This is a genomic window from Pasteurella dagmatis (genome assembly GCF_900186835.1).
Taxonomy (GTDB): domain Bacteria; phylum Pseudomonadota; class Gammaproteobacteria; order Enterobacterales; family Pasteurellaceae; genus Pasteurella; species Pasteurella dagmatis.
This window is the reverse complement of sequence record NZ_LT906448.1, coordinates 1024031-1044149: the sequence shown is the minus strand read 5'-3', so window position 1 is coordinate 1044149 and position 20119 is coordinate 1024031. Positions and strand designations below refer to the sequence as shown.

The window sequence follows — 20119 nt, the reverse complement described above, 5'->3', positions numbered from 1 at the left end:
GAGTAAGCAATGTCTGAAGGTTTAGTACAAGCTGCTTATATCGTTGCAGCATTACTTTTCATTATGAGCTTAGCAGGTCTTTCTAAACACGAAACTGCAAAAGCAGGTTGTTGGTATGGTATTGTCGGTATGGCAATCGCCTTAGTTGCAACCATTTTCGGTCCAAAATCAGAAGGTACATTTTGGATTTTAATTGCAATGGCGATTGGTGCAGTAATTGGTATCAAACGTGCATTAAAAGTTGAAATGACCGAAATGCCTGAGCTTGTGGCGATTTTACATAGTTTTGTAGGTTTAGCGGCAGTATTAGTTGGCTTTAATAGCTATGGTTTACACCACGAGGCTGCAATGCCAGCCAATTTAGATGCAGCAGCACAAGCAGCGTTTTTAGCTGAGCAACAAGTATTAAGCAATATCCACAATGTGGAAGTATTCCTTGGTATCTTTATCGGTGCAGTAACCTTTACTGGTTCGGTGGTGGCATTTGGTAAATTACGCGGGATTATTGATTCAAAAGCATTAACTTTACCACATCGTCATAAATTAAATTTAGCGGCGATTATTGTTTCTGCATTATTGATGGTGTCATTCTTAAATAGCCCGGAAAATATCTTCCCTGTGTTATTAATGACAGCGATTGCATTAGCGTTTGGTTGGCATTTAGTGGCATCAATCGGTGGTGCGGATATGCCAGTTGTGGTGTCAATGTTGAACTCTTATTCTGGTTGGGCAGCGGCAGCAGCAGGCTTTATGCTAAGCAATGACTTGTTAATTGTAACAGGCGCATTAGTAGGTTCATCAGGTGCGATTCTTTCTTACATTATGTGTAAAGCAATGAACCGTTCTTTCATCAGCGTTATTGCTGGTGGTTTCGGTAACGATCCAGTTGCAAGTAGCGATGAAGAGCAAGGTGAACACCGTGAAACTACCGCAGAAGAAGTGGCTGAATTACTTAAAAACTCAAGCTCTGTTATTATCACTCCGGGATATGGTATGGCTGTTGCGCAAGCGCAATATCCAGTAGCTGAAATTACCCAAAAATTGCGTGAGCGTGGAGTGAATGTCCGTTTTGGTATCCACCCTGTTGCAGGTCGCTTACCGGGTCATATGAACGTATTACTTGCGGAAGCGAAAGTGCCTTACGATATCGTATTAGAAATGGACGAAATTAACGAAGATTTCTCTGATACGGATACGGTATTGGTCATTGGTGCAAACGACACTGTAAACCCAGCTGCAATGGACGATCCAAACAGCCCAATCGCAGGTATGCCAGTGTTAGAAGTCTGGAAAGCACAAAACGTCATCGTATTCAAACGATCAATGAATACGGGTTATGCAGGCGTACAAAATCCATTGTTCTTTAAAGACAACACCCAAATGCTCTTTGGTGATGCAAAAGATCGCGTGGATGATATTTTGAAAGCGCTATAATTGATTAAAGGGAATGCAAGTCATTCCCTTTTTGTTATGATTTTGATGTAAAATTAATAAAAAACTACCGCACTTTTGATTAAAAGTGCGGTCATTTTTTCTGTTTTTTTGAGATGTAATGATGATTGAACCGAATATTGAAATTCATCCTTTCCCACCTATTTTCCCATTACAAGCCACTGTCATGATGATGGGAACGTTTCCTCCTAAAGAGGATAAGCGTTGTATGCATTTTCATTATCCTAATTTTCAAAATGATATGTGGCGAATTTATGGGCTGATATTTTTCAATGATCCTCAGTATTTTCAAGTATCGGGTGAGAAACGTTTTGACCCTGTGCGTATTGAAGCATTTTTACGTGAATGGGGGATTGGCTTATGTTCGACTATTCATAGTGCCATTCGTGAAAAGGATAATGCATCAGACAAATTTTTAACGGTAGTGGAGCCTGTTGATTTATCCGCAGTGTTGAAGGAAGTGCCAAATTGCCGTTGGTTATTTACTACAGGTGGTAAAGCTACTGAAACTATTTTGAGCTTATTGCCTGAAAAGATTAAAGCACCGAAAACCAACCAGTTTGTCAGCTTTCATTATGCGAGGCGAGAATTGCATTTGTATCGCTTACCCTCAACCTCAAGAGCCTATCCGATGAGCTTAGAAAACAAAGCAAAATCTTACCGCACTTTTTTCGAATTGGCGGGTTTTAAATTACCGTATTTTGAATGAATTATATCTTAAGCAAAATAGGGAAATAGTCATCGTCAATAAATCTAAACTTTGTTAAGATAAAGTTCATTTTATTGATTATTTTTTAGGAGACACTATGCATTGCCCTTTTTGTTCTACTGAAGAAACTAAAGTGATTGACAGTCGTTTGGTGTCTGATGGTTATCAAGTACGCCGTCGTCGTGAATGTGGAAATTGTCATGAGCGTTTCACTACTTTTGAAACCGCTGAGTTAATCATTCCCAAAATTATTAAAAATGATGGCACACGTGAACCCTTTAATGAGGAAAAATTACGTCGAGGCATTCAACATGCATTAGAAAAACGTCCAGTAAGCGCCGATGATGTAGAGCAAGCAATCAGTCATATTATTCATCGTTTACGTACAACGGGGGAGCGTGAAGTCCCAAGCAAATTAGTTGGCACGTTAGCGATGGAAGAATTAAAAAAATTAGACAAAGTCGCTTATATTCGTTTTGCATCAGTGTATTTAAGCTTTGATGATATTAACCAGTTTAGTAAAGAAATTGAAAATTTAAGGGATTAAAATGAGCGAGTTTAGCGCGCAAGATGCCGTATTTATGCAAATGGCGTTGGATCTTGCACAACAAGGTCAATTTACCACAACACCTAATCCATCAGTGGGTTGTGTGTTGGTAAAAGATGGCAGTATTGTTGGAAAAGGTTTTCATTTTAAAGCAGGTGAACCGCACGCAGAAGTGATGGCATTGCGTGATGCAGGCGAGCAAGCCAAAGGTGCTACGGCTTATGTGACCTTAGAGCCTTGTTCTCACTTTGGGCGTACGCCACCTTGTGCAAAAGGTTTAATTGAAGCTGGCGTGGCGAGAGTGGTGAGTGCAATGCGTGATCCTAATCCACAAGTGGCAGGCAAAGGCTTGCAAATGTTAGCAGAGCAAGGGATCGAAAGTGCGGTCGGTTTATTAGAAGAAAAAGCAGAGTGGTTGAATCGTGGCTTTTTAAAACGTATGCGTACAGGCAAGCCATTTGTTCAGCTTAAAATGGCAATGAGTTTAGACGGACGCACAGCGTTGGCAAATGGCGAAAGCAAGTGGATTACAAGCGAGTTATCACGTCAAGATGTTCAGGTAGAACGAGCAAAAGCTTCAGCAATTTTGTCCGCAAGTAGTACTGTTATTGCTGATGATCCTTTGTTAAATGTTCGTTGGGAGCAATTACCAAAACAGGTTCAACAACAATATAAACACGAAAATCTGCGCCAGCCAATTCGTGTAATTTTAGATTCCCAAAATCAAGTTCAACCGACACAACGCTTATTCCAAGTGGATTCGCCAGTTTGGTTTGTAAGTAAATCTGAACGTGATTTATCTGGCTATCCACAATCTTGTGAGCAAATTATTTTAGAAGATAAGGCAGAATATCTTCACAATTTAATGCTTGAACTTGGTAAACGTCAAATTAATACATTGTGGATTGAAGCCGGTGCGACTTTAGCAGGGGCTTTAATTGAAGCGAATTTAGTCGATGAATTAATTATTTATACTGCGCCAAAATTATTGGGCGATGAGGCAAGAGGATTATGCAAATTGCCACATTTGAACAAATTAGCGGATGCTTCACAATGGAAATTGCACTCAATCGAAAGGATCGGAGATGATGTGAAGTCTATTTATCATCCAATCGTTAGGGAGCCAAAATGTTAAAAAAACTTATCCGCTCAGTGTTTATTGGTTTAGCCTGTGCAGCATTTATCTTATTTGCGTTACCTAAAGTCAATCAATTAAATCTTTTTCAATCAGAACCAATGTCATTCAAAGAGGCGGTGCGTATAGCGTCGCCAGCGGTTGTGAATGTCTATAACCGCTCTTTTTCATCAAATAGTGGCGATCAGCTTGAAGTAGGCAATTTGGGATCTGGCGTGATTATGTCAAAAGATGGCTATATTTTAACGAATAAACACGTCATTCAAAATGCTGATCAAATTGTGGTCGCTTTGCAAAATGGGCAAATTTTTGATGCTAGCTTAATTGGTTCAGATAGTTTGACAGATCTTGCAGTATTAAAAATTCGAGCAGATAACCTTTCTACCATTCCCCAAAATTTAAAGCGACAATCTTACGTTGGTGATGTTGTGCTTGCGATTGGTAACCCATATAACTTAGGGCAAAGTGTTTCACAAGGGATTATTAGTGCAGTTGGACGTAATGCAGTAGGGGATTTTGTTGGGCGTCAAAACTTTATTCAAACTGATGCATCAGTCAATCGAGGTAATTCTGGTGGGGCACTGATTAACTCACTAGGTGAGCTCATCGGCATTAATACCTTAAGTATTGGTAAAACGTCCAGTGAAATTGCGGAAGGTCTGAGCTTTGCGATTCCAATTGAGCTTGCCAATGATGTGATGAAGAAAATTATCCGTGATGGGCGTGTGATCCGTGGTTATTTTGGCGTACAAAGCGATATTTTATTTAATAATGGGCAAGGGGTTAGCGTTGAAAAAGGCATTTTAATTACTAATGTGAGTCCAGATAGTCCCGCGGGTAAGGCCGGCGTGCAAGCGGGTGACATTATTTTAAAAGTGGGTGATGTAGATGCTATTTCACCTGCACAAATGATGCAAGTTATTAGTAATACACGCCCTAATACCCAGTTAAATGTACTTATTTTACGCCTTGGTAAGCAAATTGAATTACCTGTTATTATTGAAGAATATCCAAGTAACTAGTTATGCCAAAAATAAAAATTCAAACCAGTCATTTTTTTGCTTGTTTAGATCGTTTGAAATTAATTCAACGCTGGTCTTTAATGCGCAATCTTGAGAAAGAAAATTTAGCGGAGCATAGCTTGCAAGTGGCTTTTGTGGCTCACGCATTAGCCTTAATTAAAAATCAGTTTTATCAGGGGCAAGTGAATGCTGATAAAATTGCAGTGATAGCGATGTATCACGATACATCAGAGATTTTCACAGGTGATTTGCCTACACCAATCAAATATTTTAATGCGGAAATTACCCAAGCATATAAAGAGATTGAAAGTGCGGCGGAATTACATTTAATTTCGTTATTACCGCCAGAGTTACAATCCACTTTTTCACCTTATCTCAATTCAGAAAAATTTTCGCCTGAAGAGAAACATATCGTTAAGCAAGCAGATTTAATTTGTGCTTATATCAAAGCACAATTTGAGCTTGAAAATGGCAACCAAGAATTTAAGGCTGCGAAAGGGCGTTTAGAAACATTGATGAATCAATGGTATAGTGAGGAAATGGACTATTTTATTCAGGTCTTTATTCCAAGCTTTGGCAAGCCAATTGATGAAATTGCGTTGTCTTAATTAAGTAAAAAATGGTTATAGATAATAAAGAAGTGCGGTAATTTTCTAAAAAATTTTAAGAAAATTACCGCACTTCTATTATTCAGGTATTTATTTTTGATGGGGTTGACGTGTGTTGGTATTGACTAAATTACGCATCAATAACGCATAATCTAATTGTACATCTTTAGGCACGTCTAAGAATACAAAATGCCCATCACCTAAGCCAGCTTCCACTTCTTCATTTTTGCGGTTAAGCATACGTTGGATTTTGAATATGATGTTACCTTTTGGTGTCATCATTTCCACTTCATCTCCAAGCAAAAATTTATTTTTTACAGCTACTTCAGCCATGCCTTGCTCGTTACGTTTACCTGTAAACTCGCCGACAAATTGTTGGCGTTCAGAGATCGAATAACCGTAGTCATAGTTTTGATACTCATCGTGCGTATGACGTCGCAAGAAGCCTTCTGTGTAACCACGATGCGCTAAGGATTCTAAAGTATCCATTAAATTTTCATCAAATGGTTTACCTACAACAGCATCATCAATGGCTTTACGATACACTTGCGCAGTTCTAGCACAATAGTAGAAAGATTTAGTACGACCTTCGATTTTTAATGAATGTACACCAAGTGCGGTCAATTTTTCCACGTGTTGAACGGCACGTAGATCTTTTGAATTCATAATGTAAGTGCCGTGCTCATCTTCAAAGGCTGACATTTGTTCTTCAGGGCGTTGGCTTTCTGCAAGTAAGAACACTTTGCTAGTGGTATCGCCTTCACCTAGAGTGGGTGCCACATTTTTCACTGGAATTTCTTCACCCACATTAACGATATTGCCAATTTCATCTTCTTTTGCTTCGGTCACGCTATATTCCCAACGACAGGCGTTTGTGCAAGTGCCTTGGTTTGGATCGCGTTTGTTAATGTAGCCTGATAATAAGCAACGGCCAGAATACGCCATACACAAGGCACCGTGTACGAATACTTCAATTTCCATATCTGGCACTTGTTGGCGAATTTCTGCGATTTCATCTAATGAAAGCTCTCGGGATAAAATTACACGTGTTAATCCCATTTGTTTCCAGAATTTTACTGATGCCCAGTTTACTGCATTGGCTTGTACTGATAGGTGGATCGCAACATGAGGGAAATGTTCGCGAACTAACATAATCAAGCCAGGATCAGACATAATTAATGCATCTGGTCCCATTGCAATCACTGGTTCTAAATCGCGGATAAAAGTTTTTAATTTTGAGTTGTGCGGTGCAATATTCACCACAACATAGAATTTTTTGCCTAAAGCGTGTGCTTCATCAATACCAATTTTTAAATTAGCATGATTAAATTCATTGTTACGCACACGTAAACTATAACGAGGTTGACCTGCATAAACCGCGTCAGCACCATAAGCGAAGGCATAACGCATATTTTTTAATGAGCCAGCAGGCGAGAGAAGCTCAGGAGTAAAAGTAGTCATAAATTTTCCGTTAGTCTGATTACAAGTCAGTAACCTACTGAAGTAGGTATTTAAAGGGGGATATTTTAGGGGGATTTTGGACTTTGTAAAGCAGAAACGCTCGACATCATTTGATTAATTAAAAGTTAAAAGTGCAGTTAAATTTTTTTATCGTTTTCTATTTCAATATGAAATAAAAATTTTGAAAAATTAACCGCACTTTAAAGAGTGAAAAAGGTTTATTTTGCTGGTTTTTCCATTGGCTCTGTTGCAGGTTTATTCGGTTCTTCACTCATTTCTGCTCCTGTGGCTTCACCTGCTACTACTGGTGCTTCAGTTGTAGCCTCAGGGATTGACTCTTCTTTTGGTGATAATATTTCCTCAATTTCAGCCAGCGTTTTACCATTAATGAATGTTTTTCCATCTTTGGTTTGAATTTCACTTACGTAAGCATCCCCATCTTCTTTAAGGAATGGGGGGATGTCTGCATTAGATGAAATCATAAATTGGTTTAACATTTCCCAGAATGGACTTTTTTTACGAGCCGCTATAACTTGTTCATTTGGGCTTAACAAGCTTTTCGCGATAGTAATTTTGCTATCGAAAATTATTTTATTCAAAATATCAGGTGAGAATAAAGTGCCTGTTATTTTTTGTGCATCAAAATTAAGATTCAATGCCGCATTTACCGTACTTGCTTGGCTATTCGGTTGTGTATCTAATTGTAAATCTAGTTTTCCATCTTCAATTTTGACAGCTAAATTGTGCCACAGTGAATCAAGTTGTTTGATATTTGTATCAAGTGATAAGTTTTGTTTGCAAAGATCTTTGTAATACTCACTTGAGACACAAGAATATGGGATGAAGATCTCTTTGATATGGTCAAATATCATTGGTAATTCAAGCTTGAATTGTTGTACTTCGACATTTCCATCCTTATGACTGAATTTGTTGAGTGAGGCATTCAAAGCTACTTTATATTGATTATTTTCAGCAGGTTCATCTTGGTAATCAATTTCAAGTTCACTAAGATTGACGATATTGCCGTAATTTAACGCTTTAAGTTTAAATTGATTTTGATTTTTTTCTTTAAAGCCTTCTGCAAGCTGATTTAACGCATTTTTAAATGCTTCATCATCTTTTACTGGATAGTTATGTTTCGTATTCGATAATTTCACATAGAAAGGCACAAACGCTAAACGCTTTTCTAAATCCATTTGAGCAATGCTGTATTTGGAATTTAGCCCATTAAGAGTAATGAAATCAGTTTCTATAGCATTACTTAGATTGATTCTTGCTTGTCCTAAATTCCACTCAAATTCCATTTGTGTGTCTTTTTTATCTTTATGATCAGAATTCAGTGAGAAACTAATATCTTTCAAATTAATGAATGGTTTATCTTTTTCTGGGATGATAAGTTCTTGTAGCGTAATTTTGCTTTTTACCCCCTCATTATTTATCAACAACTCAACCAATGTTGTAAGTGCATCAGAAAGCGAAGGTGTATTATGAATAAACTTTTCTACTTCTTGGTAAAAATTCACGTGATTTGGTACCGCACTTTGTTGTAATGTCGCATCAAGCTGATTAATGATGATATTTTCTTGAGGCGATTTTTTGTATTTATTTGAAAGGATAATTTTTTTGCTATTAAATCTCGTATCAGTATCAAAATGTATTTCAGATAGATTTTTCTCAAAATCATATTCAGCATCTTCTAATTTAATATGCGTATTTTCGCCATTTAATAAGAATATATCCGCATTTTTTAAATTTAATTCAATAGAAGTGACATCATATTGATGTTCATCAATGGGAGTTAATACAAATTGTCCTTTCAAACCTTCAACTCTATTTTTAGAATCATAATTAAAGGCAGAGAGGTTACTTGTAATCTGCATTGATTTAGTTTTTGAGGCATAATTTATATTAATTTCAAGTTGTTGTGGTTTATTGGTTAGATCACGAAAATCTGTCAAAATTTGTGACTGCAAATAATCCCCAACAACCGAAAATTGGCTATTAATGATATTTTTATCAATGGTGATATTAAGCTTTTTATTTAATTCGTGGATGAGCTGTTGGGGGATTTTTGATTCTGCAGTGATTGCAAAAGGCAATGCGATTAAGTCTGTGGTGATAATATTTGTTTTTTTCTGTTGAGCATCTTCTAAAGTAATGACTAATTCACGTCCAAAGAAATTACGTTTTTTCTCAACAACATTGATGGTAAAACGATCTTTGATATGGTAAGGAAACTGTTGTAAGTTTTGATCGATTTTATGATTTGTATAGAACTGTGCGGATATTCCTAAGGCTAGTGCGATACTGGTCAGCAGCAATGTGATTTTTGTTTTTTTACTCATATTTTCCCCATTCACTCCTTGTGCCTATCTCTTATTTTATTGTGTAGATTAATGATAAAGCGGATAAAATTTCTTGAAGTATAACGAATTACATTCACTAGCACAAATTCCTTGATTATGAATTCAATTCATTTCAGCAATGAATTTTTTTAAATTGACACACTGATATGATAATTGTTAATTTGGATGTATAGACATCTAAATGCAAGAGGGATCATATGAGTTATGCAAAAGAGATTGATACGTTAAATCAACATATTGCAGATTTAAACGGTAAAATAAATGTGTCATTTGAATTTTTTCCTCCTAAAAATGAAAAAATGGAAAACATTTTATGGGACTCAATTCACCGCTTAAAGGTGTTAAAACCTAAGTTTGTTTCAGTCACTTATGGTGCGAATTCAGGAGAACGTGATCGTACACACTCGGTAGTGAAAAATATTAAACAACAGACAGGTTTAGATGCCGCACCACATTTAACTGGCATTGATGCAACACCAGAAGAGCTTGTAGAAATTGCAAAAGATTATTGGAATAGTGGCATTCGTCGTATTGTTGCATTGAGAGGAGATGAACCAAAAGGCTACGCTAAAAAGCCATTTTATGCTTCCGATTTAGTGTCGCTTTTACGTTCAGTGGCGGATTTCGATATTTCTGTTGCGGCTTATCCTGAGGTTCACCCTGAAGCAAAGTCAGCACAAGCGGACCTCATTAATTTAAAGCGTAAGATCGATGCTGGTGCTAATCATGTGATTACACAATTTTTCTTTGATATTGATAGCTATCTGCGTTTTCGTGATCGTTGTGCATCCATTGGAATTGATGCGGAGATAGTGCCGGGGATTTTACCTGTGACAAACTTTAAACAATTAGTGAAAATGGCGGCGATTACTAATGTGAAAATTCCTGCTTGGTTAGCCAAAAATTATGAGGGGCTAGACGATGATCAAACTACCCGTAATTTAGTGGCGGCAAGTGTAGCAATGGATATGGTGAGGGTGCTGTCACGCGAAGGAGTAAATGATTTCCACTTTTATACTTTAAACCGTAGTGAATTAACGTATGCGATTTGCCATACTTTAGGCGTGCGCCCAGCTTAATTTTATATTGAGATAAAGAAAAGCCCTAACAATGGTGTTAGGGCTTTGTGCATTATTTTGCAATACGTTTGTATTTCATACGATGTGGCTGTGTAGCTTCAGCTCCAAATGTTTTCTTTTTCCATTCTTCATAGTCAGAGAAGTTACCTTCGTAGAATGTCACTTTGCCTTCATCACCGTAATCTAAAATATGTGTTGCGATACGGTCTAAGAACCAACGGTCGTGCGAGATAACCATTGCACAGCCTGGGAATTCTAAGATCGCGTTTTCAAGAGCCCGCAAGGTTTCAACGTCAAGGTCGTTGGTTGGTTCATCTAGTAACAGTACGTTACCGCCAGCTTGTAACAGTTTAGCTAGGTGTAAACGACCACGCTCACCACCAGATAATTCACCTACGCGTTTTTGTTGATCAACACCTTTAAAGTTGAAACGGCCAACATAAGCGCGGCTTGGAATTTCAAAGTTTCCAATACGTAAGATATCTTGGCCATTAGATACTTCTTCCCAAACGGTTTTCTTGTCGTCCATTGCATCACGGAACTGATCCACAGAGGCTAATACAACAGTATCACCTAATGTTACTGTCCCCGCATCTGGTTTTTCTTGGCCTGAAAGGATACGGAATAGAGTCGATTTTCCCGCACCGTTTGGACCAATGATCCCGACAATTGCTCCTTTAGGAATACTAAATGAGAGATTATCAATTAATGTACGATCACCATAAGATTTTGTTAAACCTTGAACCTCAATCACTTTGTCACCTAAACGTGGACCTGGTGGAATAAAGAGCTCGTTAGTTTCGTTACGTTTTTGATATTCGCCACTGTTAAGTTCTTCAAAGCGAGCCATACGTGCTTTGCTTTTCGCTTGACGACCTTTTGGATTTTGGCGAACCCATTCTAACTCTTTCTCAATGGATTTTTGACGTGCAGATTCTGCAGCTTGCTCTTGTGCTAAACGTTTCTCTTTTTGCTCTAACCAAGAAGAGTAGTTACCTTCCCAAGGAATACCTTCACCTCGGTCAAGCTCTAAGATCCAACCAGCTACATTATCTAAGAAGTAACGGTCGTGGGTAATTGCCACAACAGTACCTTCATAGTCGTGTAAGAAGCGCTCTAACCATGCCACAGATTCTGCGTCTAAGTGGTTGGTTGGCTCGTCTAATAATAACATATCTGGTTTTTCAAGTAATAAACGGCAAAGTGCTACACGACGACGCTCTCCACCTGATAAATGCTCAATTTTGGCATCCCATTCAGGTAAACGTAGTGCATCTGCAGCACGTTCTAATTGGTTATCGAGATTATGTCCATCGTGTGCTTGAATAATCGCTTCTAATTCAGCTTGTTCTGCAGCAAGTTTATCGAAATCAGCATCTGGATCAGCATATAATGCATAAACTTCATCTAAACGAGTTAAAGCATTTTTCACTTCGCTAACAGCTTCTTCAATTGCTTCACGTACAGTTTGTTGAGGATCTAATTTTGGTTCTTGTGGAAGATAACCAATTTTAATTCCTGGTTGTGGGCGTGCTTCCCCTTCGATTTCTTTATCGATACCTGCCATAATACGGAGTAGTGTCGATTTACCTGCACCGTTTAAACCGAGAACCCCGATTTTTGCTCCAGGAAAGAAGCTTAAAGAAATATCTTTTAAAATATGACGTTTCGGTGGAACAATCTTACCGACACGATGCATAGTATAAACAAATTGTGATGACATAAGTTTCTCTCAATCTATATAGTGAAAAGTGCGGTTATTTTACTTGAAATTTGGTAGATTAGCTAACTTACAGATAAAAAAAACCCTCCATCAATGGAGGGTAGGAAAGTAGTTTAGCTATTTATGATTATTTTATTTAGGAACTTTATGAATATCAAGCAATCACTTGACGAGTTGTATTTTACATAAATTTACAGAATGTCAAAACTATTTTTACAATAAATTTGATGAATATCACAAAAAAAACGTTTTTATGGTTATTTTTTAACCATATGGAAATGAAATATGATTAATTAGGTAAGAAATAATAAGCGAACTAATAAAATTATCCCTTTTTTTAATAAGTTAGGATAATATGAATTCTAGATTTCTATTTAAGGTGCCATTTATGAAACGATTCCTTTTTATACTTTGTGTAAGCCTTTTCTCAACACAATTATTTGCTCATCCACATGCATTTATTGAAATGCGAACCAAAGTATTAGTGGAAGACCAAAAACTCATTGGTTTTTCTATGGAATGGATTTTAGATGAAGCGAGTTCTGCCGCAGTGCTTTATGATATTCGTCAAACTAAGGGCGATAAAAAGGCATTACAAAATTTGATTGATGAGGTAATGGGTAACATTGTAAGTGAGCATTACTTCAGTTACTTATTTGATAAACAAAATAATAAGATCAAATACAGTGCTTTCCCGCGTAACACTGGAATGAAATCAAGTGGCAGCCAAGTTTTATATCATTTTGATTTTTTACTTTCGAAACCACGTGAACTAAAAGACGATGAATTTACTCTAATGACTTATGATCCCACTTATTATGTATCGATGTATTACGATCCTGAAGTGAAAAGTGCGGTCGATTTTTCACAAATTTCATCTTATTGTCGTGGAGAAGTCATAGAACCAAAAGTTGATGAAAAAATTCGACTTTACGCAAACTCTCTTGATCAAAGTCAACGAGATGAAGATGATTCTTTAGGTGTTATTTTTGCTCAGAAAGTGAAGTTAATATGCAAATAAAATTTCCCAGTAAATATCTTGCTATATTGTTATTGCTTGGATTAGGCGGTTATTTTTTATTTCCTTATCTTTTTTTTCAAATAGCCAACTGGCAGCGTGATTTCAATCAATTGATGTCGGGCTATTTACATCAAATTAATTTACACCAAACTTCAGCAGGTATTGGCTTAATTATTGTCAGTTTTTTGTATGGCGTATTCCATGCATTAGGTCCTGGGCACGGTAAATTTATTATCGCTACCTATTTAACCACTCACCAAACACAGCTAAAAACGAGTATTAAACTCACACTACTGTCTTCGTTAACTCAAGGATTGGTGGCTATTTTAGCCACTTTAGTCGTTGTCGTGATTCTTAATTTATCTTCTCGTTACTTTAAATTAAGCCAACTTTGGTTAGAAAGGGGAGCATTTGGACTGATGTTATTGCTTGGGCTTTATTGGTGTTTGCGTTATGGCAAACAATGGTATCTGCAATCACGCCAACAAAAAGCACAATTCAAGCCTAAAATGACTGCGTTTAATGTATTAAATATTGCAATTTCACCAATAAAAGTCGGACAAAGTGCGGTCAAAATTTCAAATATTTCCTATTCTGAATCTTGCGGATGTGGTCACCAACATGCGCCAAATCAAGCGCAGCTTTCACAAGCGAATGATTGGAAATCACAGGCTCTACTTGTGTTAAGTATTGGTATACGCCCTTGTTCTGGTGCTATTTTTATTTTGTTTTTCGCTTATATGATTGATTTGTATTGGTGGGGCGTTTTAGCTACGCTAGCAATGGCGATTGGTACTGGGTTAACGCTTTCGCTGTTTGCTTTATTAGTCAGATATGCAAGAGAAACAGCTATAAAAGTAGGAAAATGGTATCAATTTTTGGGATACACACGACAAAATGCTGATGTGTTAATTAAAGCGATTGGTGGAGCAATTTTAATCTTTTTTGCTACTGGATTGTTGTATGGGACAACATTACCGTTACAAGGTGGTGCAGTGTTGTTTGGTAGTTAAATAAAAAGTGTAATAAAAATGGGGAAGTTGAGCTCCCCATTTTTATTGATTAAATTTTTTATTAAACTGCACTTTGAATTAAGTAGAGTGTATAAGATACGTAGCTTAATAATAAAACGAAACCTGAAAAACGACCAATTTTCCCACCACGTTTACAGGCAACATAGCCTAATACAAATAAGAAGAGTGTTAACCCTGTCATTGTTGAGATATCACGTGATAAAATTTCTGCTTCAGCTTGAATTGGCGTAATCGCTCCAGCCAAACCAACAACCGCCAATGTGTTATATAAGTTTGAACCAATAATGTTTCCTACTGCAAGATCAACATCGCCTTTACGCGCAGCTGCAATTGAGGCTGCAACTTCAGGTAAGGATGTGCCTACTGCGACAATAGTTAAACCAATGATGAGATCACTTACACCGAAATGACTAGCTACAGTAGTCGCTCCCCAAACTAATAATTGAGAGCTTAAAATAAGTAATGTTAAGCCACCAATAATCCAAAAAAGAGAGGCTTTGAGAGACATAGCTTCTTCTGGTTCATCTTCAGCATAAGCTGCCTGAATAGACGCTCTTTGTTTTTTACTTGACCAAATTGTCCACATCACATAGATAGCAAAAATGACTAAAAGAATGATAGCTTCGAGTTGACCGAGTTGAAAGTCCAATAAGAAATAAATAGATAAAGCTGTAACCGCAATTAAAATCGGAAGCTCTTTTTTGATCACGCTGAAATGTACACTTAATGGTTTAATCAAGGCAGTTAAACCAAGAATCAGGGCGATATTAGTGATGTTAGAACCGTAGGCATTACCTAATGCAATACCTGGGCTACCATTGATAGCAGATAAGGCAGATACTACCATTTCTGGCATAGAAGTACCAAAACCAATAATTAAAATACCAATTAGTAATTGAGACATACCAAGATAGCGTGCAAGTGTTGCAGAGCCATCAACAAAACGATCTGCACTCCAGACCAAAATAACTAAGCCAGCAACGATAGCAAGAGAAGCTTCTAATAACATTCAAAATCCTATGTAATTGTAATGATGTGTCAAGTTCATACGAAATGAGTTGTGTATCTTATATGGAATTAAATCTAAAGAGAAGAGAAAAAATAAAAGCCCATAAGGAGGATATGGGCTTAAAAACTCTTTTGGTAAAAATGAAACTTCTATAAAAGGAGACAAATAAAAGCTCACCAAAAGAAAAAATTTGGCTCCTCCTGCTGGACTTGAACCAGCGACATACGGATTAACAGTCCGCCGTTCTACCGACTGAACTAAGGAGGAAAAATTCTTTATCACAAGGAATTTAGGTGGCGTATAATAATGATCTTGGTTACCGTTGTCAACAGTAAAAATTAAAAAATTATCTTTTTTTTCGCTACTTTTTATATCCACAGAACCTGTGGATAACTCTGTGAGTTCTTTTATAAAAAAGAACTAGAAAGTTGATAACTACTGGTATCACGGCGTTTGGTTATGGAATTGGTTGCAAAATGACATTTTCTTTATTTTCAATGAGTTAATAAAAATCTACAAAAATTTTTAATTTTTTTTCAATAATTGTGAGCTTTATAACTTGACAAATATAAGTCTGTGTAAAACTTAGATTTTTTAAATCGGAAATTAGTATAAAAATTGTGGTAAAATTGACCGCACTTTTTAGCCTTTACACGCTTTTACACAATATCAAATTATGTCACAAAAAATTAATACAAAACCCTTTATTTTACACTCGGATTTCTCACCTTCAGGGGATCAACCACAAGCCATTACACAGTTGATTGAAGGGTTAGAAAATGGTCTTGCACATCAAACGTTACTCGGCGTAACTGGGTCTGGTAAAACATTTACCATTGCGAATGTTATTGCAAAATTAAATCGTCCTGCAATGTTACTTGCACCAAATAAAACATTAGCAGCACAACTTTATGCTGAAATGAAAGCCTTTTTTCCAGAAAATGCAGTGGAATATTTCGTTTCTTACTATGATTATTATCAGCCTGAAGCCTATGTACCGAGTAGTGATACTTTTATTGAAAAAGATGCGTCTATTAATGATCAGATTGAACAGATGCGTTTGTCAGCCACGAAATCCTTTTTAGAACGCAGAGATACTATTGTAGTAGCATCGGTTTCGGCAATTTATGGATTGGGTGACCCTGATTCTTACCTCAAAATGATGTTGCATCTACAAGCTGGTGCAATTATTAATCAACGCCAAATTTTGGCGCAATTGGCAGAATTACAATATACCCGTAATGATCAAGCTTTCCAACGCGGCACATTTCGTGTGCGTGGTGAGATTATTGATATTTTCCCAGCAGAATCTGATGATAAAGCAGTGAGAGTTGAATTATTTGATGATGAAATTGAGCGTCTAAGTTTATTTGATCCATTAACAGGAACAAATTTTGGTGCTGTACCTCGTTATACGATTTATCCAAAAACGCACTATGTGACCCCAAGAGAGCGTATTTTAGATGCGATTGAAAAAATCAAAGAGGAGCTCGCAGAACGTAAGAAGTTTTTATTGGAAAATAATAAGTTATTGGAAGAGCAGCGTATTACACAACGTACTCAATTTGATATTGAAATGATGAATGAGCTAGGTTATTGCTCGGGCATTGAAAACTATTCACGTTACTTGTCTGGAAGAAAAGAGGGCGAGCCTCCCCCAACATTATTTGACTATATTCCATCAGACGGTTTGTTGATTATTGATGAATCCCATGTGACAGTACCACAAATTGGTGGTATGTATCGTGGAGACAGATCTCGCAAAGAAACATTGGTCGAATATGGTTTCCGTTTGCCCTCCGCCTTAGACAATCGTCCATTACGTTTTGAAGAATTTGAACGTTTAGCACCACAAACAATTTATGTTTCTGCGACTCCAGGTCCTTATGAATTAGAAAAGTCAAATGGTGAAATTATTGATCAAGTTGTTCGTCCAACAGGCTTGCTAGATCCTGAAATTGAAATTCGCCCAGTGGCAATCCAAGTAGATGACCTGTTGTCAGAAGCACGCCAAAGAGCGGAGCAAAATGAACGAGTTTTAGTGACTACGCTTACAAAGAAAATGGCGGAAGATTTAACAGATTATTTAGATGAACACGGTATTCGAGTGCGTTATTTACATTCGGATATTGATACTGTTGAACGTGTGGAAATTATTAGAGATCTGCGTTTAGGGGAGTTTGATGTTTTGGTTGGGATCAATTTATTACGAGAAGGCTTGGATATCCCAGAAGTGTCGTTAGTGGCAATTTTAGATGCGGACAAAGAAGGTTTCTTACGTTCTGAACGTTCACTCATCCAAACCATTGGACGTGCTGCGCGTAACCTCAAAGGTAAAGCAATTTTGTATGCGGATCGTATTACTAATTCAATGGAAAAAGCGATTGGCGAAACCAATCGTCGTCGTGAAAAACAAATGAAGTACAACGAAGAACACGGTATTGTGCCACAAGCCTTAAACAAAAAAGTGGGCGAGCTGTTAGATATTGGTCAAGGTGCAAATCAAAAAGCAAAAGCCAATAAAAATGCGAAAAAAGTGGCAGAATCGACCGCACTTTATCAAGTTCCACAAACACCAAAAGAATATCAGCAACAAATTAAAAAGCTGGAACAACAAATGTATAAATATGCGCAAGATCTTGAGTTTGAAAAAGCGGCCGCAGTGCGAGATCAATTACAGCAATTACGAGAACATTTTTTTGAGGTTTAATGTTCTTTAAATAACAAGAATCATTCAGGTTTAAGGAGAAACAAATGAAAGGCGACAAGTTGAGCACCTTACAATTTCAGTTGGAACTATTACGCTTAATTCCAAAATCGCGCCGTATTGGAACTAAAGAATTACAAGAAAAATTGCGTGATAGTGGTTATGAGCGTGATTTGCGTTCTATTCAACGCCATTTATCCAGTTTATATGAACAATTTTGCTACGATTTAGATTGTGACGGAAAAAAACCAGCAGGCTATAAATGGAAAGAAAATAGTAGTGGATTAAATTTACCTTTGTTGAATGAACATCAATCATTGGTGTTAATGTTGGCGAGAGATCAGCTAAAAACGTTATTGCCGCCGAACATTATGAAATCAATGGAACCTTTTTTTGAGCAAGCAAAACGCAATTTATTAGAAGATGATGCGAAAAAAGCGGGTAGTGAGTGGTTAGGTAAAGTTGCTATTGCGCCAACTAGCCAGCCTTTACGCCCAGCAAAAATCAATCAAGAATTTTTTGCCAAAATTAGTACCGCACTTTATCAAAATAAAATGCTGAATATTCGCTACAAAAATCCACAAGGCAAGGAGCATTCTGCTCAAATCAAACCGCTTGCTCTGGTGCAGCAAGGCCCAAGCTGTTATTTAGTGGCGCAATATGAAGACAACAATATTTTCCATTTAGCACTACATCGTTTCCTTGATGTAGAGACTTCCACTTTTACTTTCCAACGCCCAAAAGATTTCAATTTGAAACAATATATGAATGAAGCTCGCTTTGGCTTTGGTATGGGCAAAAAAATTCGCTTAACCTTCCACATAGATCGTCTTCAAGGTTTCTATTTACTCGAAACACCTCTCTCAGATGATCAAAAAGTCATTGAAGAAAATGAGGATTACTATGTACTACAAGCCACCGTTGTCGAAAGTGCAATGCTCAATGGCTGGCTTGCAAGCTATGGTGAAGAGATTTGGAATGTGAAAAAAGAGTATTTATGATAAATTTTTGACTTGTTACACACCTCAAAAGCCTGTTTTTTATTGGAGCAGGCTTTTTTCATATCTCTTGTTTTATAACGACATATTTTGTCGTGTTAATCCGTATTTTTAGCAATAGATAAAGTAAAGAAAAAAGGTGCTATATGAATAGAAAATTATCAGATCAATTATTAGAAGAAAGTCAGTTATTTGATGAAATTAAAGCTTTTGTGATTAACCGTTCTTATGCCTCTATTTCAGAGATACAACGTAAGTTTAAAGTGGGATTTAATCGTGCTGCAAGGATGGTAGATAAGCTTGAAAAGAAAGGCATTATTGCACCAATAAATGATGAGGGGGTTCGTTTATCTAGGGTTATTACAAATGCGCAACAAAAATGGTGGAATGACCTACCCGATGTTTGGAAAAGGGTATTTATCATTCATCTCTATGATAAACCGAAATGTTTTCTACTTGATCACGAATGGACTGAGGATGTGGGTGACCTCCAGCTCAGAGAAAAAACAGATTTGATCAAAATTTTTTGTTTGACGGAAATCTGGTGCTCCAATAATAAATTGATTGTGGATTTACCTGATTTGCGCTATTTCCATCGCCTACGGGATTTGAGCATTCGATCTGCGAGGATTCGTGATATTAGTAAGCTGGCTAATTGTAAAAGTTTGGTCAATGTTGATCTTTCAGGTAATGAAATTCAGGATATTACACCGCTGTGTGAGCTTGATTTATTGGAAAGAGTGAATTTAATCGGTAATCCATTTGAAGATTTAGAGTTAGAAGCAGAGTTGATTGCACGCAGTAATGAGCGTCGTAAGTCTTTTGAAAGATATAGAAAAACGATGGAAGAGCAGATGATCCAAATAGAAAAGTTCTATGACTGCTGATTTGAATAAATTTGTTGAATTAATCAGAATTGCAGATGGAATTTTAATTACTGAAAGGGGTATGAGAATTGATTAAAGAAACTTGGCTAAAAATGACCGCACTTGAAGCGTTAGTTGCATTGGATAGGCTTTTTGAATGTGGAAGTTACGCAGAATTAAATGAGCAATGTTGAGATAAGTATTTCTCAAAGTAAATCGCTATTTTAAATAAGCCTTTAAGCACATTTTTTCATTTGAACAAGCTAGAAAATTATAATATGATTTCGCCCTAAAATTTAGTCGTTGTTTGAAGAGTTTTTAGGGCGTTTTTCTGATATTAATATCAGGAAACTTTTTAATTTTTTACAGGCTCATATCACTT

General features: G+C 36.9%; 16 protein-coding genes and 1 tRNA gene. 12 read left to right on the top strand and 5 right to left on the bottom strand.

Annotated features, from left to right (window positions below; genetic code table 11):
• Nucleotides 1-9 precede the first annotated feature (9 nt).
• The 6 genes from pntB (at nucleotide 10) to yfbR (ending at nucleotide 5473) form a co-directional block, all read left to right on the top strand.
• Nucleotides 10-1434 (top strand): Re/Si-specific NAD(P)(+) transhydrogenase subunit beta, encoded by a 1425-nt coding sequence (pntB, locus tag CKV78_RS04705; protein ID WP_005762433.1) that lies wholly within the window; start codon nucleotides 10-12, stop codon nucleotides 1432-1434.
• Between the two features lie 118 nt (nucleotides 1435-1552).
• Nucleotides 1553-2161 (top strand): hypothetical protein, encoded by a 609-nt coding sequence (locus CKV78_RS04700; protein ID WP_005762431.1) that lies wholly within the window; start codon nucleotides 1553-1555, stop codon nucleotides 2159-2161.
• A 97-nt stretch (nucleotides 2162-2258) separates the two neighbouring features.
• The gene (nrdR, locus tag CKV78_RS04695) at nucleotides 2259-2708 is read left to right on the top strand and encodes a transcriptional regulator NrdR (protein ID WP_005762429.1); all 450 of its coding nucleotides are present in this window, start codon (nucleotides 2259-2261) and stop codon (nucleotides 2706-2708) included.
• 1 nt (nucleotide 2709) lies between these two features.
• Nucleotides 2710-3843, top strand: a complete 1134-nt coding sequence (gene ribD, locus CKV78_RS04690) for a bifunctional diaminohydroxyphosphoribosylaminopyrimidine deaminase/5-amino-6-(5-phosphoribosylamino)uracil reductase RibD (RefSeq protein WP_005762427.1) — start codon at nucleotides 2710-2712, stop codon at nucleotides 3841-3843.
• Nucleotides 3837-4865, top strand: a complete 1029-nt coding sequence (degS, locus tag CKV78_RS04685; RefSeq protein ID WP_005762425.1) for an outer membrane-stress sensor serine endopeptidase DegS — start codon at nucleotides 3837-3839, stop codon at nucleotides 4863-4865. Before ribD ends, degS begins: the two co-directional genes overlap by 7 nt.
• Before the next feature lie 2 nt (nucleotides 4866-4867).
• Complete coding sequence (yfbR, locus tag CKV78_RS04680) at nucleotides 4868-5473, top strand: 5'-deoxynucleotidase (protein WP_005762423.1); 606 nt, start codon at nucleotides 4868-4870, stop codon at nucleotides 5471-5473.
• A 90-nt stretch (nucleotides 5474-5563) separates the two neighbouring features.
• On the opposite strand, the gene trhP is transcribed toward yfbR, so the two are convergent.
• Complete coding sequence (gene trhP, locus CKV78_RS04675; protein ID WP_005762421.1) at nucleotides 5564-6934, bottom strand: prephenate-dependent tRNA uridine(34) hydroxylase TrhP; 1371 nt, start codon at nucleotides 6932-6934, stop codon at nucleotides 5564-5566.
• A 218-nt stretch (nucleotides 6935-7152) separates the two neighbouring features.
• On the bottom strand, nucleotides 7153-9279 hold the full coding sequence (locus CKV78_RS04670; RefSeq protein ID WP_005762419.1) for a hypothetical protein: 2127 nt from the start codon (nucleotides 9277-9279) through the stop codon (nucleotides 7153-7155).
• A gap of 218 nt (nucleotides 9280-9497) precedes the next feature.
• Between CKV78_RS04670 and metF the strand changes: the two genes are divergently transcribed.
• Nucleotides 9498-10379, top strand: a complete 882-nt coding sequence (metF, locus tag CKV78_RS04665; RefSeq protein WP_005762417.1) for a methylenetetrahydrofolate reductase — start codon at nucleotides 9498-9500, stop codon at nucleotides 10377-10379.
• A gap of 52 nt (nucleotides 10380-10431) precedes the next feature.
• On the opposite strand, the gene ettA is transcribed toward metF, so the two are convergent.
• Nucleotides 10432-12102: an energy-dependent translational throttle protein EttA gene (gene ettA / locus CKV78_RS04660; protein WP_032855179.1), complete on the bottom strand. Its 1671-nt coding sequence runs from the start codon at nucleotides 12100-12102 to the stop codon at nucleotides 10432-10434.
• A 388-nt stretch (nucleotides 12103-12490) separates the two neighbouring features.
• Between ettA and zevA the strand changes: the two genes are divergently transcribed.
• Both zevA and zevB read left to right on the top strand, forming a co-directional pair.
• The gene (gene zevA / locus CKV78_RS04655; RefSeq protein WP_155811608.1) at nucleotides 12491-13123 is read left to right on the top strand and encodes a zinc transporter binding subunit ZevA; all 633 of its coding nucleotides are present in this window, start codon (nucleotides 12491-12493) and stop codon (nucleotides 13121-13123) included.
• Nucleotides 13114-14136 (top strand): zinc transporter permease subunit ZevB, encoded by a 1023-nt coding sequence (gene zevB / locus CKV78_RS04650; RefSeq protein ID WP_005762413.1) that lies wholly within the window; start codon nucleotides 13114-13116, stop codon nucleotides 14134-14136. The genes zevA and zevB overlap by 10 nt, the downstream gene beginning before the upstream one ends.
• 61 nt (nucleotides 14137-14197) lie before the next feature.
• Here zevB and CKV78_RS04645 read toward each other — a convergent pair whose 3' ends face one another.
• The gene (locus CKV78_RS04645) at nucleotides 14198-15166 is read right to left on the bottom strand and encodes a calcium/sodium antiporter (protein WP_005762411.1); all 969 of its coding nucleotides are present in this window, start codon (nucleotides 15164-15166) and stop codon (nucleotides 14198-14200) included.
• 191 nt (nucleotides 15167-15357) lie between these two features.
• Nucleotides 15358-15433: transfer RNA gene (locus tag CKV78_RS04640), tRNA-Asn, on the bottom strand.
• Nucleotides 15434-15842: 409 nt separating this feature from the next.
• Here CKV78_RS04640 and uvrB point away from each other — a divergent pair.
• The 3 genes from uvrB to CKV78_RS04625 all read left to right on the top strand — a co-directional run bounded on the left by uvrB (nucleotide 15843) and on the right by CKV78_RS04625 (nucleotide 19758).
• Nucleotides 15843-17876 carry an excinuclease ABC subunit UvrB gene (uvrB, locus tag CKV78_RS04635; protein ID WP_005762409.1) on the top strand — a complete coding sequence of 678 codons (2034 nt, stop codon included), beginning with the start codon at nucleotides 15843-15845 and terminating at the stop codon, nucleotides 17874-17876.
• 44 nt (nucleotides 17877-17920) lie between these two features.
• Entirely contained in the window at nucleotides 17921-18874 is a 954-nt protein-coding gene (locus CKV78_RS04630; RefSeq protein WP_005762407.1) for a helix-turn-helix transcriptional regulator, read from the top strand.
• 143 nt (nucleotides 18875-19017) lie between these two features.
• The gene (locus CKV78_RS04625; RefSeq protein WP_005762405.1) at nucleotides 19018-19758 is read left to right on the top strand and encodes a DNA translocase FtsK; all 741 of its coding nucleotides are present in this window, start codon (nucleotides 19018-19020) and stop codon (nucleotides 19756-19758) included.
• The last annotated feature ends 361 nt before the right edge of the window (nucleotides 19759-20119 follow it).